Origin of the sequence: Hyalangium sp., from assembly GCF_035629615.1 — a bacterium.
Lineage (GTDB): Bacteria > Myxococcota > Myxococcia > Myxococcales > Myxococcaceae > Hyalangium.
Map to the genome: position 1 here is coordinate 1 of NZ_DASPHO010000332.1, position 15246 is coordinate 15246.

A 15246-nucleotide genomic window follows, 5' to 3' on the forward strand; every position below is an offset into this window, starting at 1 on the left:
ACGGGCGGAGATCTCCAGCAGCCCCGAGCTGCCCACCAGCGCGAGCAGCTCGCCAGGGGCCACCGCCTGGTAATGCGGGTGGGGCGCCCCCTCCACCACCGTGAGCCCCACCCGCACCCGGAAACGCGCGGGCAGCTGCGAGCTGGGGAGGTTGGTGACGAGGTTGCCGTAGGTATCCACGTGGAGCACCTCGCCCACCAAGAGCCCGCCCTCCTCCGTGGGGGGTGGAAGCCTGAAGGGCGCATCCAGCTGCTCTAAGGGCTGGCCCACCCGCTCGAGCGGCACGCCCGCGGCAAGGTGCCCCACCACCGGCGCGAAGAGATCCCTCCCATGGAAGGTACGGGAGCGCAGCGAGCCCCAGTACGCCGGCTCGGTGAGCTCGACGGCGGCCGCCAGCCCTCCGAGCTGCTCGAGCGCTGGGAGCAACACCCCATTGTCCGGGCCTATCAGGAGATCGCCCCGCCGGGAGCGCACCGCCACCGCGCGCCGGCTGGAGCCCACGCCGGGGTCCACGATGGCCAGGTGCAGGGAGCCCCTCGGGAAGGCCTCCACCGCCGTCCAGAGCAGGAAGGCCCCCGCGCGCACATCCTGGGCAGGGACGCCGTGCGTCAAATCCACCAGAGTCGCAGAGGGAGCCACGCCCAGGATGGCCGCCTTCATCTGCCCCACATAGGTATCGGTGACACCGAAGTCGCTGAGCAGGCTGACGAGGGGCATGCGCGGGTGGCAGGCTACCGCACCTGAGTGTCTCCAGGAGACTCCTCGCTCCTGAGAGGGTTGCGGGAGCACCCCAGGCTTTTGCTAGATTGGCCCCACCGTGCTCACGCTGCTCCTCAGCCTCCTCCTTCACCTGCTGCAGATCGACGGCCTCCCCGAGGGCATGCCCGGGCAGGACGACACGCCTAAGTACGTGAAGCCCGCCTCGTCGATGGCGCCGAAGTACTTCGACATGCTGGAGCAGAACAGCCACATCGTCTATCCGGCGCTGGCGGGCCTCACGCTCCTGCTGTTGGTGGGCGGCATCTTCCAGGCCTGGAAGAGCCAGGACATGGATGGCCTGACGAAGAATCAGTTCAAGCGGGCCATCGTCAACGAGCTGCGCAGGAACCTCAGCGGCCTGCCCGGTGACATGATTGCTCGGGCCGTCGGGCTGGATCGCCTCAAGACGGTGAAGCTCCTGGAGCAGATGCAGCAGGAGGGCATGGTCAACTCCTACATGAGCTCCAACCAGATGATGATGTGGCGCATGCGTGGCGCCGGGCCTGAGAAGAAGGACAAGCGCTACTAGAGGAACGCGCGGACCCGCACCGGATCGAAGGGCTTCTCGATGCGCCGGGCCGAGTGCCGCTCCAGGAAGCTGGCGGCGCGCGGGGTGAAAGCCCCGGCGGACATGAAGACCAGGCGCCCGAGGATCTCCGGCCGCTGCGCCGCGATGGCGTCGTGCAGATCCATCCCGGTGATGTCGGGCATCATCAGGTCGCAGAAGATGACGTCGTAGTCCTCGCGCCGGGTCAGCAGCCGCTCCTTGGCATCCCGCGCCGTCTCCGCCAGCTGCACCACATGCGGCGCGCCGATGATGCGCGCGAGCGCCAGGCTGACCTCGGGATCGTCATCGATCACGAGCACGCGGCGAGAGGACAAGGCCTGCGGCGGAGCCACGGCCTGCGGTGCCACGGCCTGCGGCGGAGGGGCCGGCAGCGCGGGCTGGCCCCCTACGGGCAACAGCACCCGGAACGTGGTGCCTCTGCCAGGCTGGCTCTCGACCTGAAGCTGCCCTCCCAGCCCCGTGACGATGCCGTGGCACACCGACAGCCCCAGCCCCGTGCCCACACCCACCGGCTTGGTGGTGAAGAACGGCTCGAAGATGTGCGGCAGGTGCTCCGGGTTGATCCCCTTGCCCGTGTCACTCACCTCGACGACGACCCACCCCTTCGCTCCCGCGCGGGTGGTAACCGTCACCTGATGGTCGTCCGCTGCCATCCCCTCGGGGATGGCTTGCGCGGCGTTGATCAAGAGGTTGAGGAAGACCTGCCCGAGCCGGGACTCGTTGCCCTGGACGAGGGACACAGGCTCGTACTTCCGGACGAGCCGGGCTCGCTGGCGGAGCTCATGGGTCGCCATGGAGATGGAGAACTCCAGCGCCGCCTGCACGTCCACCGGCCCGACCGCCTCGGGATCGCCACGGGCGAAGATGCGCAGATCCCGGACGATGTCGCGGATGCGGATGGCCCCGAGCTGGGCCTGCAGCAGCGCCTTCTTGACCTCCTCCATGTCCACGTCTGGCGTGGGCATCTGGAGCCGTGACAGCTCCTCCAGCGCGTACGTCACGTTCGCCAGCACATAGGCCAGGGGGTTGTTGATCTCGTGGCCGACGCCCGCCGCCAGCTGACCCGCCGTGGCCAGCCGCTCGGCCTGCACCAGCGCGCTGCGCGTGGCCTCCAGCTCGGCGGAGCGGCTGCGGACCAGATCCTCCGCCTCGGTGCGGGCCATGTGCTCACGCGCCAGCAGCGCGTCCCGCTCCAGCTCCGCGCGATGCCGCCGGGAGATGTCCTCGACGACGCCGATGAAGTAGTCCGGCGTGCCGTCCCGCTTGCGCACCAGCGACACGGTGAGGTTGCAGTACACGCTCTCGCCAGACTTGCAGATGTAGCGCTTCTCGAGCGCGTACATGGGCAGCACGCCATCCAGCATCCTCCGCGATAGATCCAGATCCGGCTCCACATCCTCCGAGTGGGTGACGTCACTGAAGTGGAGCTGGCTGAGCTCGTCGGGCGTGTAGCCCAGGATCTCGGCCAGCCGCGTGTTGACGCTCAGGATGTGGCCGTCCACGCTCACGAGTGCCAGGCCCACGGCGGCCATCTCGAAGGTGGCCTTGAAGCGGCGCTCGCTCTCCTCCAGCCGCACGAGCGTCTGATCCCGCTCCGTCACGTCCACGATCTGCGAGAGGATGCAGCGCAGCTGCCCCGAGGCATCCCGGAGCGTGTAGCTGTACCACTCGCAGTGGATGACCGTGCCGTCCCGCCGGTAGTTCCGGCTGCGGACCCGGTTCCAGCGCTCCTGCCCCGTCTTCAGCCGATTGACCGAGGCCCAGGCGAGGGTGGCGTCCTCCTCGTAGATGAAGGGCCGCCCCTCCGCCGCGGGGTACCCCCCGAGCACCTCCTCCTCCTTCCAGCCGAAGATCTCCTCCGCCCGGGGGTTCCAGTAGCGAACGCGCAGGTCCGGATCCCACTCGATGATGGCGATGGGTGAGCTCTCCGCGAGCGCCATCGCGGAGAACGTCCAGGTGGGAGCAACGGGCCCAGAGAGGGGGGGAGGAAACAAGGCCATGAGAGGTCAGGCGCCGCTCAGCTCGGACTTCGGCTGGCGCGTCATCAGCTCCACCACTGCGTTCTTGGCACTCTTGCCCTCGTAGGCAATCGCGTACACCTGCTGGCAGATGGGCAGCTCCACGCCCGTCTTCACCGCCAGATCATTGGCGCTCTTCGCCGTCTTCACCCCTTCGGCCACCTGCTTCATCTCCGCCAGGATGTCCGCCAGCTGCCGGCCCTTGCCCAGCTCCATGCCCACCCGCCGGTTGCGGCTCAGCTCACCCGTGCACGTGAGCACCAGATCTCCCATTCCCGACAGCCCCGAGAGCGTCAGCGGGTTGCCACCCTTGCGCACCGCCAGGCGGGTGATCTCCGCCAGCCCGCGGGTGATGATGGCCGCGCGCGCGTTGTGCCCCATGCCCATCCCGTCCGCGATGCCCGCCGCGATGGCGATCACGTTCTTCAGCGCGCCACCGTACTGCACGCCCACCACGTCATTCGAGGTGTACGAGCGGAACGTCTCCGTCTGCAGCACCTTCTGGCACCGCGCCGCCACCTTCTCCCAGTGCGAGGCGATGGTCACCACCGTGGGGCTGCGCTGCGCCAGCTCCCGGGCGAAGCTGGGCCCCGAGAGCACGGCGATGTAGGGGTGGAACTCCTCCGGAAGACAGTCCTCCAGCAGCTGCGTCATCGTCAGCAGAGACTCGTTCTCGATGCCTTTGGCCACAGTGATGAGGGGCACGTGGCGTGGCAGGGACGGCAGGGCCTTGGAGACGATGTCCCGCGTGGCGTGGCTGGGCGTGGCCAGCACCACCAGCTCCGAGCCCGCGAGCGCCTCCTCCAGGCTCAGCGTGGCACGCACCCGCGGTGACAGCGCGATGCCCGGCAGGTAGGTGGCGTTCTCGTGGCGGGTGTTGATGGCCTCCACGAGCGCCGCATCCCTCCCCCACAGGCGCACCTCCTCGCAGTTGACGGCCAGGGAGTTGGCGAGAGCCGTACCAAAAGAACCGGAGCCGATGACGCTGCTGCGCATGGGAAGCCTCCTCAGAAACCCGTCACCACGCCGACCCCTACCGCCGGCATGAAGGAGGCGTCCTCTTCACGGCCCTGGACGTTGGCCCCGACCATGACGACGTAGGAGGTCCGCTCGGAGAAGGGCACCTCGAGCCCCGCGCGGAAGACGAAGTTGCCGGACACCTGCACGCCCTCCGGCCGCCCGCCGAGCGGGGTGCTCTGGAAGGGCTGGGTGTCGAAGGCGAAGAGGTAGCGCAGCTCCAGGAAGCCGCGCGTCCTCAGCCCCAGCAACATGGAGCCGATCAGCCCCGGCGCCACGTTCCAGTTGCGACGGCCCGTGAAGTAGCGCGCCCCGAACTCCTCCTGGCTCGGCGCGTTGAGGAAGAAGGCATGCCCCCCCTCCAACGAGAGGGCCAGGCTCCCCTCCTCGCCCTGCAGGAACCCGTAGCGCGCATAGGCACGCACCTCGTTCATGATGCCGTACAGGCTGTCCACGCCTACCCCGAGATCCACGCGGGGCAGCACCCCCGCGGAGACGCGCGCGGAGGCGAGCGGGAAGCCGAGCATGAGCCCCGCCCCCAGCTGGCCCGGCTCGAGGACTCGGCCGCCGAAGAGGCTCACCTTGTTGGGCTTGGGAGGCTCGACCGGAGTCCGGAGCTGGGTGCTCCGACCCGAGGCTCGGGAGGGCAGCGGGGGCGGCAGGGCCTCCGGCGGAGGCGCGGGGGCTTCCGGGCCAGGGTAGGTGAGCCAGGACTCATCGGGCGCGGGGTTGGACGCTGGCGACTCCGAGGGAGCCTGTGCCAGGGCCGGGACAGCCAGGCCGATGACGAGCAACGAGGGGAGGAGGAAGGCGCGCATGGGGAGAAACCCGGTACAGTGTAGACCACCCCTTGCCAGGGAACGAAGCCGGTCTACCATCCGCGCCGTCTCCGGCGTGCCGGAGGAGGAGCGAGACGGGATGAGGGCTGGACGGGGCGTGGGACTGGTGCTGGCACTGGTGCTCGGTGCATGCCGGGCAAGCGGGCCCGGAGCTCCCGGAGACGCGGGCGTGCCGCCACCTCCCGGAGCCGCCACGGGTGTCAGCTGCGAGGCGCTGCTCGCCGCCGATCTGCGCGAGCTCGTGCTGCCGGGCTTCGCCGTGAAGGAGGACCGGGCCTGCGCCACCTGCGGCCCGCTCTGCACCTTCCGCTCGGCGGCGGAGCCGGGTACCACGGTGTCGCTCTCCTACAACTGCGAGCCGCGCGATCCCTCTGCGGACGTGCGCGAGCTGCTCGCGCCCACCCTCAACGCCGGCGGCGTGGAGGTGCCCGCGCTGGGCCGTGCCGCCGCTCGCCGTGTCCCCATCCCGGGCATGCTGCAGGTGGTGGCGTGGGACGATGACACGCCGTGCGTCCTCGTCGTCACCTGGCTGGGCGGAGGGCCGGAGCGCGCCGTGGACGTGATGCGCACAGCCCTCCTGGGCACCAACACCTCCTCGGTGGAGGCGGTCCGCTCGCTGGCCACCGGTGCTCCACCGAGCACTCCGGGAGATGCAGGCCCACCCCCGGAGACTGGCGCGCCCCCGGGCCCGCCCTGAGGCGGACGCCTACTCGAACGAGATCGTCTTCCCCTCGACCTTGTCGTAAATGGTCACCTGCGAGCCGACCCGCACCAGGAGCTTGCCGATGCGCGGGAAGTCCGCCACCTCCATCTCCCGGCGCTCGCCTCCGGAGATGTAGACGAGATCTTCCTGGAAGGGGTTGCGCATGTGGTGGGCCACGGACGGCGTGGGAAAGCCCATGAAGTCTCCAGGGCCAACCTCGACGCTCTCTTCCCCCAGCTCGGCAATGCCCCGCCCCGAGAGGATGTAGAGGAACTCCTCCTCGAGCTGGTGCGAGTGGTAGATGAAGGACTCCTTGCCAGGAGCAATCCGGAGCAGATGGAAGCCCAGGCGCTGCAGCCCCACCTGCGCGCTCAGGGAGATGCCCCGGATCAAGGAGTGGGGGTTGAGCGGGTGGGACTGAGTCTCTTCCTTCACCTTCGCATGGTCCGCGGCGCGGAAGAGCACCGGTTTCCGAGGGGCTTCCTTCTCCGAAGTCATGTCACGCTCCTGGCAGGCGCGGCGCACCGGTTACCCGGTGCAGCCGCACAGGGAGGGCGCAGGATGCCCCGCGGCGCCCTCCTCTGCCAGAACCCGGCTACAGCACGCGCAGGAACTCGACGAGATCGTCGAGCTCGGCGTCGCTCAGCCTGGACGTCTTGCCGTGCAGATCGGTGAAGCGCGTCTGGAGCAGGCGCTCCTTGAGGGTCATCGCGCTGCCGTCGTGCAGGTAAGGCGCGCTGCGGGCCAGCCCCAGCAGCGACGGGGTGTTGAGGCCGCGCTGGCGCACGAAGTCGTTGTCCGGGTTGGAGCCACTGACGACGAAGGTGCCCACGTTGGCCTGCTTGTTGTTGGTGAGCGCCTCACCCGCGTGGCACTCGCTGCACTCGGCCTTGAGGAACGCCTGGGAGCCCCGGCTCTGCGCCTCCGTCATCGCCTCACGCTTGTAGGGGTTGTCCGGCACGGGCATGGCGTCGATGAAGGCGGCCAGCTGCCCCGCCATCTGCGCGTCCACCACTCCGCCACCCATGCGCTGGCGCACCGTCACATCCAGGAAGTCCCGCAGCGAGGGGAACTCGCCGCTCCAGTGGAAGGGCCCCGTCTCGGTGATCATGCGGCCGGCGAGCGTCGGCGTCTGGCGAGGCCCATCCGGGAAGCCCCACGTGTGGCCGTCATCGCGCCCACCAGGGTGGCAGGTGGCGCAGGCGGCGCCCACCTGGTTGGCCGTCATGCGCGAGTCAATGGCGGAGAAGAACAGCTTGCGGCCCATGGCCGCCTCTGGAGAGAGCGTGTCCTCGGCCAGCTTGATGCGCGGCCCCTCCTCGCGGATGTTGAGCGCGGTGGACGAGCCATCCCCCACCAGCGTCGTCAGGGTGTGGTCGAAGGAGTTGTACACGTAGGCCTTGCGTCCGTCGCGCGAGAGGGCGATGCCGGTGGGGCCGGCGCCCACGCGCACCAGCTGGCGCACGGAGGTGGACGGGAACCGGAACTCCATGTCCTGCCCGGAGCGGCGGTTGGTGGGCATCACCGCGACGTTGTTCGTCTCCTTGTTCACCACGAAGAGCCACGCGCCCGTGGGGTCCACCGCGGTGGCGATGGGGCCCTGGATGGGGTGCGTGGGATCGGGGCTGACGATCGTGCTGGGCGGGAAGTCCTTGTCGTCCTCGCCGCCGCACCCGCCGTTGAGATCATCCACCACGGGCACCGGCGTGCTCGTGTCCACGTCGAAGGTGATGACACCCGGAGAGGCAATGGCGCCCGATCCGCACGGTCCGCCACCCCCATAGAGCCCCCCGCCACCACCCGGCGGCGGCGTCGGCGACGGCCGGCCGTCCGGCCCCGGCGATACGACGGGATCCTCGCGCGCCCACCGCGTCGTCGCGAAGGCGCGGCTGCCGTCCGGCATCACGACGATCTCATCCATGCCGCGCGGGCGGAACGAGAGCGTCCCTCGGAAGCCGTCATCGAACACAGGGGAGTCCTTCTGCTCGCGGAGCTTCGAGGCGTTGGCGCGCTCGTAGACATCCGTGCCCGCCGAGGAGACCTTCGGCTCGTCGCGGTCCGAGAGATCCACCTGGACCACGTCCCCCTGGCGGTGCAGGGTGATGAGCGCCTTGTCGTTCTCCAGCACGGCCAGCCCGCGCGGCTCATCCCCGACCGGCAGCTCCCACAGCCGCTTGAGCGTGCTCGTGTCGAACGCCATCAGCGAGCCCTGCTCGGTGGAGTCCAGCATGGCGGTGTTCACCACGTAGAGCGTCTTGCCATCCCCGGACAGCCCCAGGCCCACGGGCTCCACGCCCACGTCCAGGCGGGCCGCCTCGGTCCACTCGCCGCGGCGGATGACGGAGACGCTGCGGTTGCCGGTGTTGGAGACATAGACGGTGTCATCCGGCCCCACCGTGATGCGCTCGGGCAGGAGGCCGACTTTGATCTCGGCCACCTTGGCGCGGGTGCCGGTGTCCACGACGGCGACGATGCCGTTGTCCGTGTCCACCGCGTACAGGAACGCATCATCGCGACTCAGCGCAAGCGAGCCCGAGTACGGCGTATACGTCGCGGACGGCTTCTGCTCACAGCCGGTAAGCCCTAGGGCTGCTACCAGCACTGCGGCCAGCACCTGCTTCTTCATGGGAGTCTCCTCCTGGGCGCAACCTTGCCATTCACATCCCGGCCCTGGATGTCCCGGCTTGTGGCGCGCATACATCTAAGGAGGCATCCGGCCCGGCTGCCTCCTCCCTGATCAACCGCGCCATGCTGCCACCGATCGACACGGAAAGTCGAATGTTTCCCTACATCCCGTGTAAGCCCCTGGACAGCCTGGGGTTCCCAGGTGGCTGAAACGACACGAGCGCACACAGGTGGACGGGAGTAAAGGAAGAGGGACGTGTCTCGCGCCTCTACCCCGATTGTCCTGAGCTTCCGGCGCACGTTCGCGCTGCTCATTCTGCTGGTCGTGCTGCCCTCGGCGGGGCTGTCCGGCTTCGGGGTGGTGGCGATCATCAACGAGCGCGCGGCGGTGGAGAAGCGGCTGGAGGCGGCCTGGCACGGGACGCTGGAGGCGCTGGCGGAGGAGCTGCCCCGGGCGCTGCGGCAGACGCGGTTCGTGGAGCGGGACGGTGCGTTGGCGCTCATCACCGTGAAGGGCCAGGTGCTGTCCGAGGTGCCCTTCCAGGTGCGCGGGGACAAGGTGGAGTCCTCGGACGCGGCGCTCTCGGCGGCGCTCACCGCGCTGTTGCCGGAGCTGGCCAACCTGCCCGCCGAGCGCACCGTGTTCTCCCTTCCGGTGGGAGGGCATCCGAAGCTCATCGCCACCGAGCGCACGGGAGACGCGGTGCGCGGCGCCCAGCTCTCTGACGCGACAGTGGAGGCGCTGCTGGAGGGGCTGGCCGAGCGCTATCTGGCATCCCCGGAGCCGGTGCGCTTCTCCCTGCTGCCAGTGCCGCGCGAGGCCGGCGAGGGGCTGGTGAATCGGCTCATGTCGGAGGTGGTGCAGGCCCGGGCCAACGCGCTGGGGCCGCAGGTGCTCGCCGAGCTCGTGCTGTCGCCTCCGCTGCAGAACTTCCGGCTGGTGGTGCTGCCCACGGGCGAGGATCCGGTGGCGCGCGCCTCCACGCGCAACCGGGCGGTGTACGCGGTGCTGCTGGGGCTGTTCTACCTGACGCTGACGTTCGGCGTGGTGTACACGGGGCGCGTGCTCTACCGGGAGGCGAAGCTGTCGCGGCTGAAGACGGACTTCGTCTCCTTGGTGAGCCATGAGCTGCGCACACCGCTCACCTCCATCCGCATGTTCATCGAGACGCTGGCCCTGGGGCGGCTGAAGGATCCCGCGCAGACGCAGGAGGTGCTGCAGCTGCTCACGCGGGAGACGGAGCGGCTGTCCACGCTGATCGAGCGGGTGCTGGACTGGGCGCGCATCGAGAGCGGGCGCAAGGAGTACCACCGCGAGCACCTGGAGGTGGCACAGCTGGTCGAGGCAACGGTGGCGGCCTTCCGAGCGCAGCGGCTGGACGGCGGCGTGGAGCTGAAGGTGGAGGTGCCAGCGGACCTGCCTCGGGTGGAGGTGGACCGGCATGCGGTGGAAGGAGCGCTCCTCAACCTGCTGCAGAACGCCTACAAGTACAGCGGGCAGGACAAGCGCATTTCGCTCACGGCCCACGTGGACGGCAAGTGGGTGGACTTGTCCGTGGAGGACAACGGCATGGGGATCGCGCCCAGGGAGCGCAAGCGCATCTTCGAGCGCTTCTACCGGGTGGACAACCTGCTGACGCGCAAGACGGAGGGAAGCGGCCTGGGGCTGGCGATCGCCAAGCGCATCATCGAGGCGCACGGCGGGCGCATCCTGCTCCAGAGCGAGGTGGGCAAGGGCAGTCGCTTCACGATCCAGCTTCCGGTGGACAAGGCATGAGCGAGAGCGAGAAGGCGCAGCGCATCCTGGTGGTGGAGGACGATCTGTCCATCCTCACGGGGCTGTCCATGAACTTGCGCATCGAGGGCTACGAGGTGCTGCAGGCGCAAGATGGGCGCACGGGACTGGCGAAGGCGCTGGACGAGGCGCCGGACCTGTTGGTGCTGGACATCATGCTGCCGGAGCTCAACGGCTACGAGCTGCTCAAGGAGCTGCGTCGGCGAGGGCGGGACACGCCCGTGGTGATGCTGTCCGCGAAGGGGTTGGAGACGGACAAGATCCTGGGATTGAACCTGGGGGCGGACGACTACGTGGTGAAGCCGTTCGGCTTGCAGGAGCTGCTGGCGCGCATCAAGGCGGTGCTGCGCCGGCGCCATCCCCCCGCGGGCACGCCGCCGGTGACTTTTGGGGACGTGGAGGTGGAGCTGGTGGCGCGGACGGTGTCGCGGGCCGGCAAGCCGGTGGAGCTGACGGCGCAGGAGTTCAAGCTGCTGGCGCACTTCCTGGCGCACCCGGGGCGCACCTTCACGCGCGAGGAGCTGCTGTCAGGCGCCTGGGGCTTCGACTACGAGGGCAGCGCGCGCACGGTGGACAACTTCGTGCGCCAGCTGCGGCTCAAGTTCGAAGCAGACCCGGAGGATCCGCGCCACTTCCTGACGGTCCGCGGGCTGGGCTACCGGTTCGACCGCTGAGGCCCACTCACAGCGTCGCGACGCCGATCTGCCTCGAGTCCTGCAGGTCGAACGGCTTGCCATCGAAGCGCCCGTAGCGCTCGTGCAGGGTCAGCCCACAGGTCGCCAGCGCCTCATCCAGCTCCTCCGGGGCAAAATGGCGCAGCTTCAGCCGGCGGATGGGCGACGTCCCCCCAGGCGCCTTGCGCTCACGCAAGTGCCGGGCGAACAACGGCCGGCGCGGCTCCAGCGGCGAGCGCGGATCATCGTCGTCGCGGATGATCGCCTCGCGCGGCGGGTTGAGCACGTCGTAGATGAAGGTCCCCCCGGGCGCCAGGTGATGGCACACCGTCGCCAGGAAGGCATCCAGGTCATCCCGGGTCGCCATCACCCCCATGGCATGCTGCGGCGCCAGCACCAGCGGGAAGCGCTCCGTCAGCCGCAGGGCCCGCATGTCCGAGGCGATGAACTGTACGCGGCTGGACACCTCGGCGGACTCCTCGGCCCGGCGCTCCTCGGCAGAGCGGATCATCACCTCGGACGAGTCCACCCCCACCGCCGCGAAGCCATGCCCGGCCAGCGACCAGGGCACCCGCCCGTTGGCGGCTCCCAGCACGAGCACCGGCCCACCGCGCTCCTCGGCCCGCTGCCTATAGAAATGGAGGTCCGGTTCCTGCGCCACCAGCGACAGAGGCGCTCGGCCACGGACATCGTTTCCGCTCATGAGCCCAGGGCGTAGCACGGTTTGGGGGCTCGCCGGGACAGCCGCCTGCACTGCGTGGGAAGTCCTCTGCCCACCTCCTGTCCAGCAACGGACGCCCCAACACCCGTGAGTGCCAGCCGGGCGTTGGCACTCTCCTTGCGTAGGACGAAGGTGGCACGGGTGTCTCCGATACCCGTCTTCATCTGGGGTGAGGGGCCTATGAGGGGCGGATGGCGTTGGGCGGGAGCGCTCGTTGCGGCAAGCCTGGTATGCACGGCGGGCTGCACGGGCAATGGTGGCAAGGACGTTTCGGAGCAGGGCAACCCGGGATTGGATGACCCGACCCCGCTACCGCCCGTCATCCCTCCGCCCACCGAGGAGCAGCCGAAGCCGGACGCTGGCACCCCAGACCCTGGCGCGCCAGACTCGGGGACTCCGGACGCTGGCACGCCAGACTCGGGGACTCCGGATGCAGGGACTCCGGATGGGGGGACGCCTGATGCGGGGACTCCTCCGCCGCCGCCCCCCGTCGTCATCCCGCCTCCCACTACCGAGGGCTGGACTTTCTACGGGGTGAACGAGGGAGGCCCGGAAAAGGTGTACGGCGTGACGGCGGACGCGTCCGGCAACATCTGGGTGGCTGGCGGCGAGGAGGGCCTCTTCGTGCTCAGGCCTGGCGCCACGCGCCTCCAGCGCTTCACTCTGGCGGACGGGCTGCGCCCCTACGGCTACATGCCGGACGGCAGCACGCCCCCGGGTCCCAAGTACCTCAAGGTCATCTCGGTGGCCGGCGGGCCGGCGAACACCGTCTTCGTCGGCTACGAGGGCATGCCCGGCGAGGGCGGGGAGCACTGCGAGTCCAACTGGGACAGCGGCAACCCGGATCCCGCCCGCTACAAGAGCGGTGACGCGGACAAGGTGATGCTGATGCCCGACGGCACCATCGACACGGTGCACTACGACATCTTCTCCGGGCCCGACATCGTCCGGGACGAGCCGCAGGGCCGCGAGAAGCTCTGCAGCATCCTGCGGATCGCCTATGACGCGCGGACGCGCAGCGTGTGGTTCGGAGGCAACCACGGCTTCGCCTGGGGAGATGCGAACATCGAGGCCCGCCCCACCTGCAACGGGCAGTATGGGTGCGGCGTCCTGGAGCACGTCCACCCCGCGCTCAACGCCTACGTCTACTCGCACGAGGCGGAGGACCGGCAGCTCTACCCGAGCGAGCCGTCGCAGTGGCGCGTCCGAGGCGCGCTCCTCACGGATGCCTACTACGGCGTGGCGGTGGACCCGAGCGGCGACGTGTGGTTCGGCGGCTCGGACCGCTCCACCCGGTTCCGCTACATCACCAGCACCGGCAGCTTCGACACCCCCAACTACTTCCGGGCGCAGTCGATGACGGAGGACCGGCCCTACGCCTGGAACCGCTTCGACATCTGGCCGGACGCCGTCACCGAGCCGGGCATGTCCCGGCCCGAGCAGCGCACCTCCGACAACGTCTCCGGCATCGCGGTGACGGGAGATGGCAGCGTGTGGGTGGGCTCGTTCGCCCGCGGACTGGCGCAGCTGACGCCGGATGGGGCCGTGGTGCGCCGGATCAGCGCGGAGCTGGCGGACCACAGGGGCCTGGTCTCCGCGGTGGCGGCGGACCCGCTGAACGACAGCGTCTGGGCGGGCACGAGCTGGGGCGGCGGCCTCAGCCGTGTGAGCGGCGGCACCGTGGCCCACTACGGCGTGACGGTGTTCGGAATGGATCTGGCCATGTCCCGCATCTCCGACATCCAGGTGGACAGGTCGGGCAGCCGGCGCCGCATGCTCGTGGGCTTCATGGGCTACGAGCGCAGCGACAGGCGCTGGGTGGCGGGCTCCATCGGCATCTACGTCGGCGACTGACACGCCAGGGTCCCCACGGCCTGGCGTGCACCGCGGCCGCTCTCCTCTCGGAGGGCGGCCGCGGCCTTTTCACCTCAGGCTCTCCCTTTGGGTCAGCTCAGGGGCTCCACGGACCTCACGATCAGCTCGGTGCGGATGTCCGCGTCCAGGAAGATCTCGGCGCCCTCGACGTGGGAGAGCACCGAGTACGTGCTCGTGCTCCCCTTGTCGTGGTGGATCGTGACCACCCCTTCCGTGGCATTGCAGAGGATGTCCACGACGCGTGGCTCGTTGAGATGCGTCCTGTTGAACAGGAACGCACCGCTGTGGTCAAAAACCACCTTGCGGGTCCGGGCCATCTCTCGAACGGTCCGGACCAGCTCATGCTTGGCTGGGAAGGTCATCGCTGGGCTCTCCTTGGGAAAAAGCTTCGTCGCCCAAGGGACTGTGCGCCGCTGACCTGAACCCGTCTGTACCACCGAAGCGGTATGACTCCTGATTACTTCGGCAGCGCCCGGTGCTTCTCGAAGAGCGCCTGCTGGCGGCTGACGAGCGGCACCTGCTTGCCGGCCAGCCACATGCCCAGCGGCCGGCTCGAGGACTCCAGCGGATCGCCATTCCACAGCACCAGATCCGCCACCGCGCCCGGGGCGATGCGCCCACCCTCCACCCCGAACACCTCCGCCACGTTCGAGGTGATGGCGCGCAGCGCCTCCGTGTGCGGCATGCCCCACGCGACCGCGTTGCCCGCCTCCTGCGGCAGCGTGCGCACCTGGTAGGGATCGCCCAGCGTGGAGAAGAGCACCTTCACCCCCGCGGCCCGGAGCAGCACCCCCGAGTCCAGCCGGCTGCTCAGCGCGTCGAAGTCCTTGGGCAGGTTTTGCGTCGGCAGGAGGATGACCGGCACCTTCGCCACCGCCAGCTCCCTGGCCACGAGCCACGCCTCGTCTCCGCCCGCGATGATCAGCTTGAGCCCGTACTCCCGCGCCAGCTCCAGCGCCGCGAGCAGATCCGAGACCCGCGTCGCGAACACCACCACCGGCAGCTTCCCGGACAGCACATCCTGGAGCGCCTCCAGATCCAGCCGGCTCGCAGCCACCGGCCGCATGCGGTTCTGCTCGAAGTCCCCCCTGCGCTTGCCGTACTCGCGTGCGTCGAAGAGCAGCTCGCGCAGGCGCTCGACCACCTCGGAGCGCGAGCTGGACAGGGCGTTGCGGCCAGCGTTGTCCAGGTTGATGTGGAGCGCCAGCGGTGAGCGGCGCACGCTGCCGTCCATCGCCACCCAGGCGCTCTGCCCCGGCACCAGCCCGCCCGAGGGCACCGCCGCCGACGCCGTCACTCCGCCCAGCCGCGCCACCGGGAAGAGCGCGGATGCCGGGTTGACGCCGTCCGCCGCCCGCTGCGCCGCGCGGATGGGCTCCTTCGCTGCCGCCTCGCCCCGCGGACCGTAGTCGAACGTGGAGTCCTCCTGCGCCACCTCCACCAGCCCCAGGCCCGAGAAGGCCTCGAGGAGGCCCGGCGTCAGCAGGCGCCCCTGCCCCTCCACCGCACGGCAGCCCGCCGGCAGCACCCCCGCCGCGCCGGCCTGCACCCGCGTCACCTTCCCCGCCTCCACGACGACCGAGGCATCCTTCAGCCACTCGGTGCCGGTAAAGACCGTGACGCCCTGGAAGGCCGTGCACGCATCGCCGCGC

Annotated in this window: 14 protein-coding genes; 5 read left to right on the forward strand and 9 right to left on the reverse strand. The window is 69.6% G+C overall.

Annotation, left to right across the window (positions count from 1 at the left end):
• Positions 1–717 (reverse strand): SAM-dependent chlorinase/fluorinase (locus tag VD972_RS16665; RefSeq protein WP_324988151.1); only part of this gene is annotated, 717 nt, incomplete at its 3' end.
• 100 nt (positions 718–817) lie between these two features.
• On the opposite strand from VD972_RS16665, the gene VD972_RS16670 reads away from it, so the two are divergent.
• Positions 818–1288, forward strand: a complete 471-nt coding sequence (locus tag VD972_RS16670; protein WP_324988153.1) for a hypothetical protein — start codon at positions 818–820, stop codon at positions 1286–1288.
• On the opposite strand, the gene VD972_RS16675 is transcribed toward VD972_RS16670, so the two are convergent.
• The 3 genes from VD972_RS16675 to VD972_RS16685 all read right to left on the reverse strand — a co-directional run bounded on the left by VD972_RS16675 (position 1285) and on the right by VD972_RS16685 (position 5180).
• A complete protein-coding gene (locus tag VD972_RS16675; protein ID WP_324988155.1) occupies positions 1285–3267 on the reverse strand; it encodes a PAS domain S-box protein in 1983 nt (660 codons plus the stop codon). The two genes, VD972_RS16670 and VD972_RS16675, sit on opposite strands and share 4 nt — an antisense overlap.
• 66 nt (positions 3268–3333) lie before the next feature.
• Positions 3334–4341, reverse strand: coding sequence for an NAD(P)H-dependent glycerol-3-phosphate dehydrogenase (locus tag VD972_RS16680; protein ID WP_324988157.1), 1008 nt, complete (start codon positions 4339–4341; stop codon positions 3334–3336).
• 11 nt (positions 4342–4352) lie between these two features.
• Entirely contained in the window at positions 4353–5180 is an 828-nt protein-coding gene (locus tag VD972_RS16685; protein ID WP_324988160.1) for a hypothetical protein, read from the reverse strand.
• A 100-nt stretch (positions 5181–5280) separates the two neighbouring features.
• Between VD972_RS16685 and VD972_RS16690 the strand changes: the two genes are divergently transcribed.
• Entirely contained in the window at positions 5281–5898 is a 618-nt protein-coding gene (locus tag VD972_RS16690; RefSeq protein ID WP_324988163.1) for a hypothetical protein, read from the forward strand.
• 9 nt (positions 5899–5907) lie between these two features.
• Here the strand turns inward: VD972_RS16690 and VD972_RS16695 are convergent, their stop codons facing one another.
• Together VD972_RS16695 and VD972_RS16700 are read right to left on the reverse strand one after the other, a co-directional pair.
• Positions 5908–6402, reverse strand: coding sequence for a cupin domain-containing protein (locus tag VD972_RS16695; RefSeq protein WP_324988166.1), 495 nt, complete (start codon positions 6400–6402; stop codon positions 5908–5910).
• Positions 6403–6499: 97 nt separating this feature from the next.
• Positions 6500–8530 (reverse strand): c-type cytochrome, encoded by a 2031-nt coding sequence (locus tag VD972_RS16700; RefSeq protein WP_324988169.1) that lies wholly within the window; start codon positions 8528–8530, stop codon positions 6500–6502.
• Positions 8531–8785: 255 nt separating this feature from the next.
• Here VD972_RS16700 and VD972_RS16705 point away from each other — a divergent pair, with 255 nt between their 5' ends.
• Together VD972_RS16705 and VD972_RS16710 are read left to right on the forward strand one after the other, a co-directional pair.
• Entirely contained in the window at positions 8786–10306 is a 1521-nt protein-coding gene (locus VD972_RS16705) for a sensor histidine kinase (protein WP_324988172.1), read from the forward strand.
• Entirely contained in the window at positions 10303–10998 is a 696-nt protein-coding gene (locus VD972_RS16710; protein ID WP_324988175.1) for a response regulator transcription factor, read from the forward strand. The genes VD972_RS16705 and VD972_RS16710 overlap by 4 nt, the downstream gene beginning before the upstream one ends.
• Before the next feature lie 7 nt (positions 10999–11005).
• On the opposite strand, the gene VD972_RS16715 is transcribed toward VD972_RS16710, so the two are convergent.
• Entirely contained in the window at positions 11006–11701 is a 696-nt protein-coding gene (locus tag VD972_RS16715) for a class I SAM-dependent methyltransferase (RefSeq protein ID WP_324988177.1), read from the reverse strand.
• 198 nt (positions 11702–11899) lie between these two features.
• On the opposite strand from VD972_RS16715, the gene VD972_RS16720 reads away from it, so the two are divergent.
• Positions 11900–13573: a hypothetical protein gene (locus VD972_RS16720; RefSeq protein ID WP_324988179.1), complete on the forward strand. Its 1674-nt coding sequence runs from the start codon at positions 11900–11902 to the stop codon at positions 13571–13573.
• 92 nt (positions 13574–13665) lie between these two features.
• On the opposite strand, the gene VD972_RS16725 is transcribed toward VD972_RS16720, so the two are convergent.
• Positions 13666–13956, reverse strand: a complete 291-nt coding sequence (locus VD972_RS16725) for a hypothetical protein (RefSeq protein WP_324988182.1) — start codon at positions 13954–13956, stop codon at positions 13666–13668.
• Between the two features lie 95 nt (positions 13957–14051).
• Positions 14052–15246: amidohydrolase family protein (locus tag VD972_RS16730; protein ID WP_324988185.1), on the reverse strand; the 1195-nt coding region annotated here is incomplete at its 5' end.

Bases quoted from the DNA above. Each gene is read 5' to 3' on its own strand.
- VD972_RS16675 (WP_324988155.1), bottom strand. From the start codon at position 3,267: ATGGCGCTCGCGGAGAGCTCACCCATCGCCATCATCGAGTGGGATCCG.
- VD972_RS16680 (WP_324988157.1), bottom strand. From the start codon at position 4,341: ATGCGCAGCAGCGTCATCGGCTCCGGTTCTTTTGGTACGGCTCTCGCC.
- VD972_RS16685 (WP_324988160.1), bottom strand. From the start codon at position 5,180: ATGCGCGCCTTCCTCCTCCCCTCGTTGCTCGTCATCGGCCTGGCTGTC.
- VD972_RS16690 (WP_324988163.1), top strand. From the start codon at position 5,281: ATGAGGGCTGGACGGGGCGTGGGACTGGTGCTGGCACTGGTGCTCGGT.
- VD972_RS16695 (WP_324988166.1), bottom strand. From the start codon at position 6,402: ATGACTTCGGAGAAGGAAGCCCCTCGGAAACCGGTGCTCTTCCGCGCC.
- VD972_RS16700 (WP_324988169.1), bottom strand. From the start codon at position 8,530: ATGAAGAAGCAGGTGCTGGCCGCAGTGCTGGTAGCAGCCCTAGGGCTT.
- VD972_RS16710 (WP_324988175.1), top strand. From the start codon at position 10,303: ATGAGCGAGAGCGAGAAGGCGCAGCGCATCCTGGTGGTGGAGGACGAT.
- VD972_RS16715 (WP_324988177.1), bottom strand. From the start codon at position 11,701: ATGAGCGGAAACGATGTCCGTGGCCGAGCGCCTCTGTCGCTGGTGGCG.
- VD972_RS16720 (WP_324988179.1), top strand. From the start codon at position 11,900: ATGAGGGGCGGATGGCGTTGGGCGGGAGCGCTCGTTGCGGCAAGCCTG.
- VD972_RS16725 (WP_324988182.1), bottom strand. From the start codon at position 13,956: ATGACCTTCCCAGCCAAGCATGAGCTGGTCCGGACCGTTCGAGAGATG.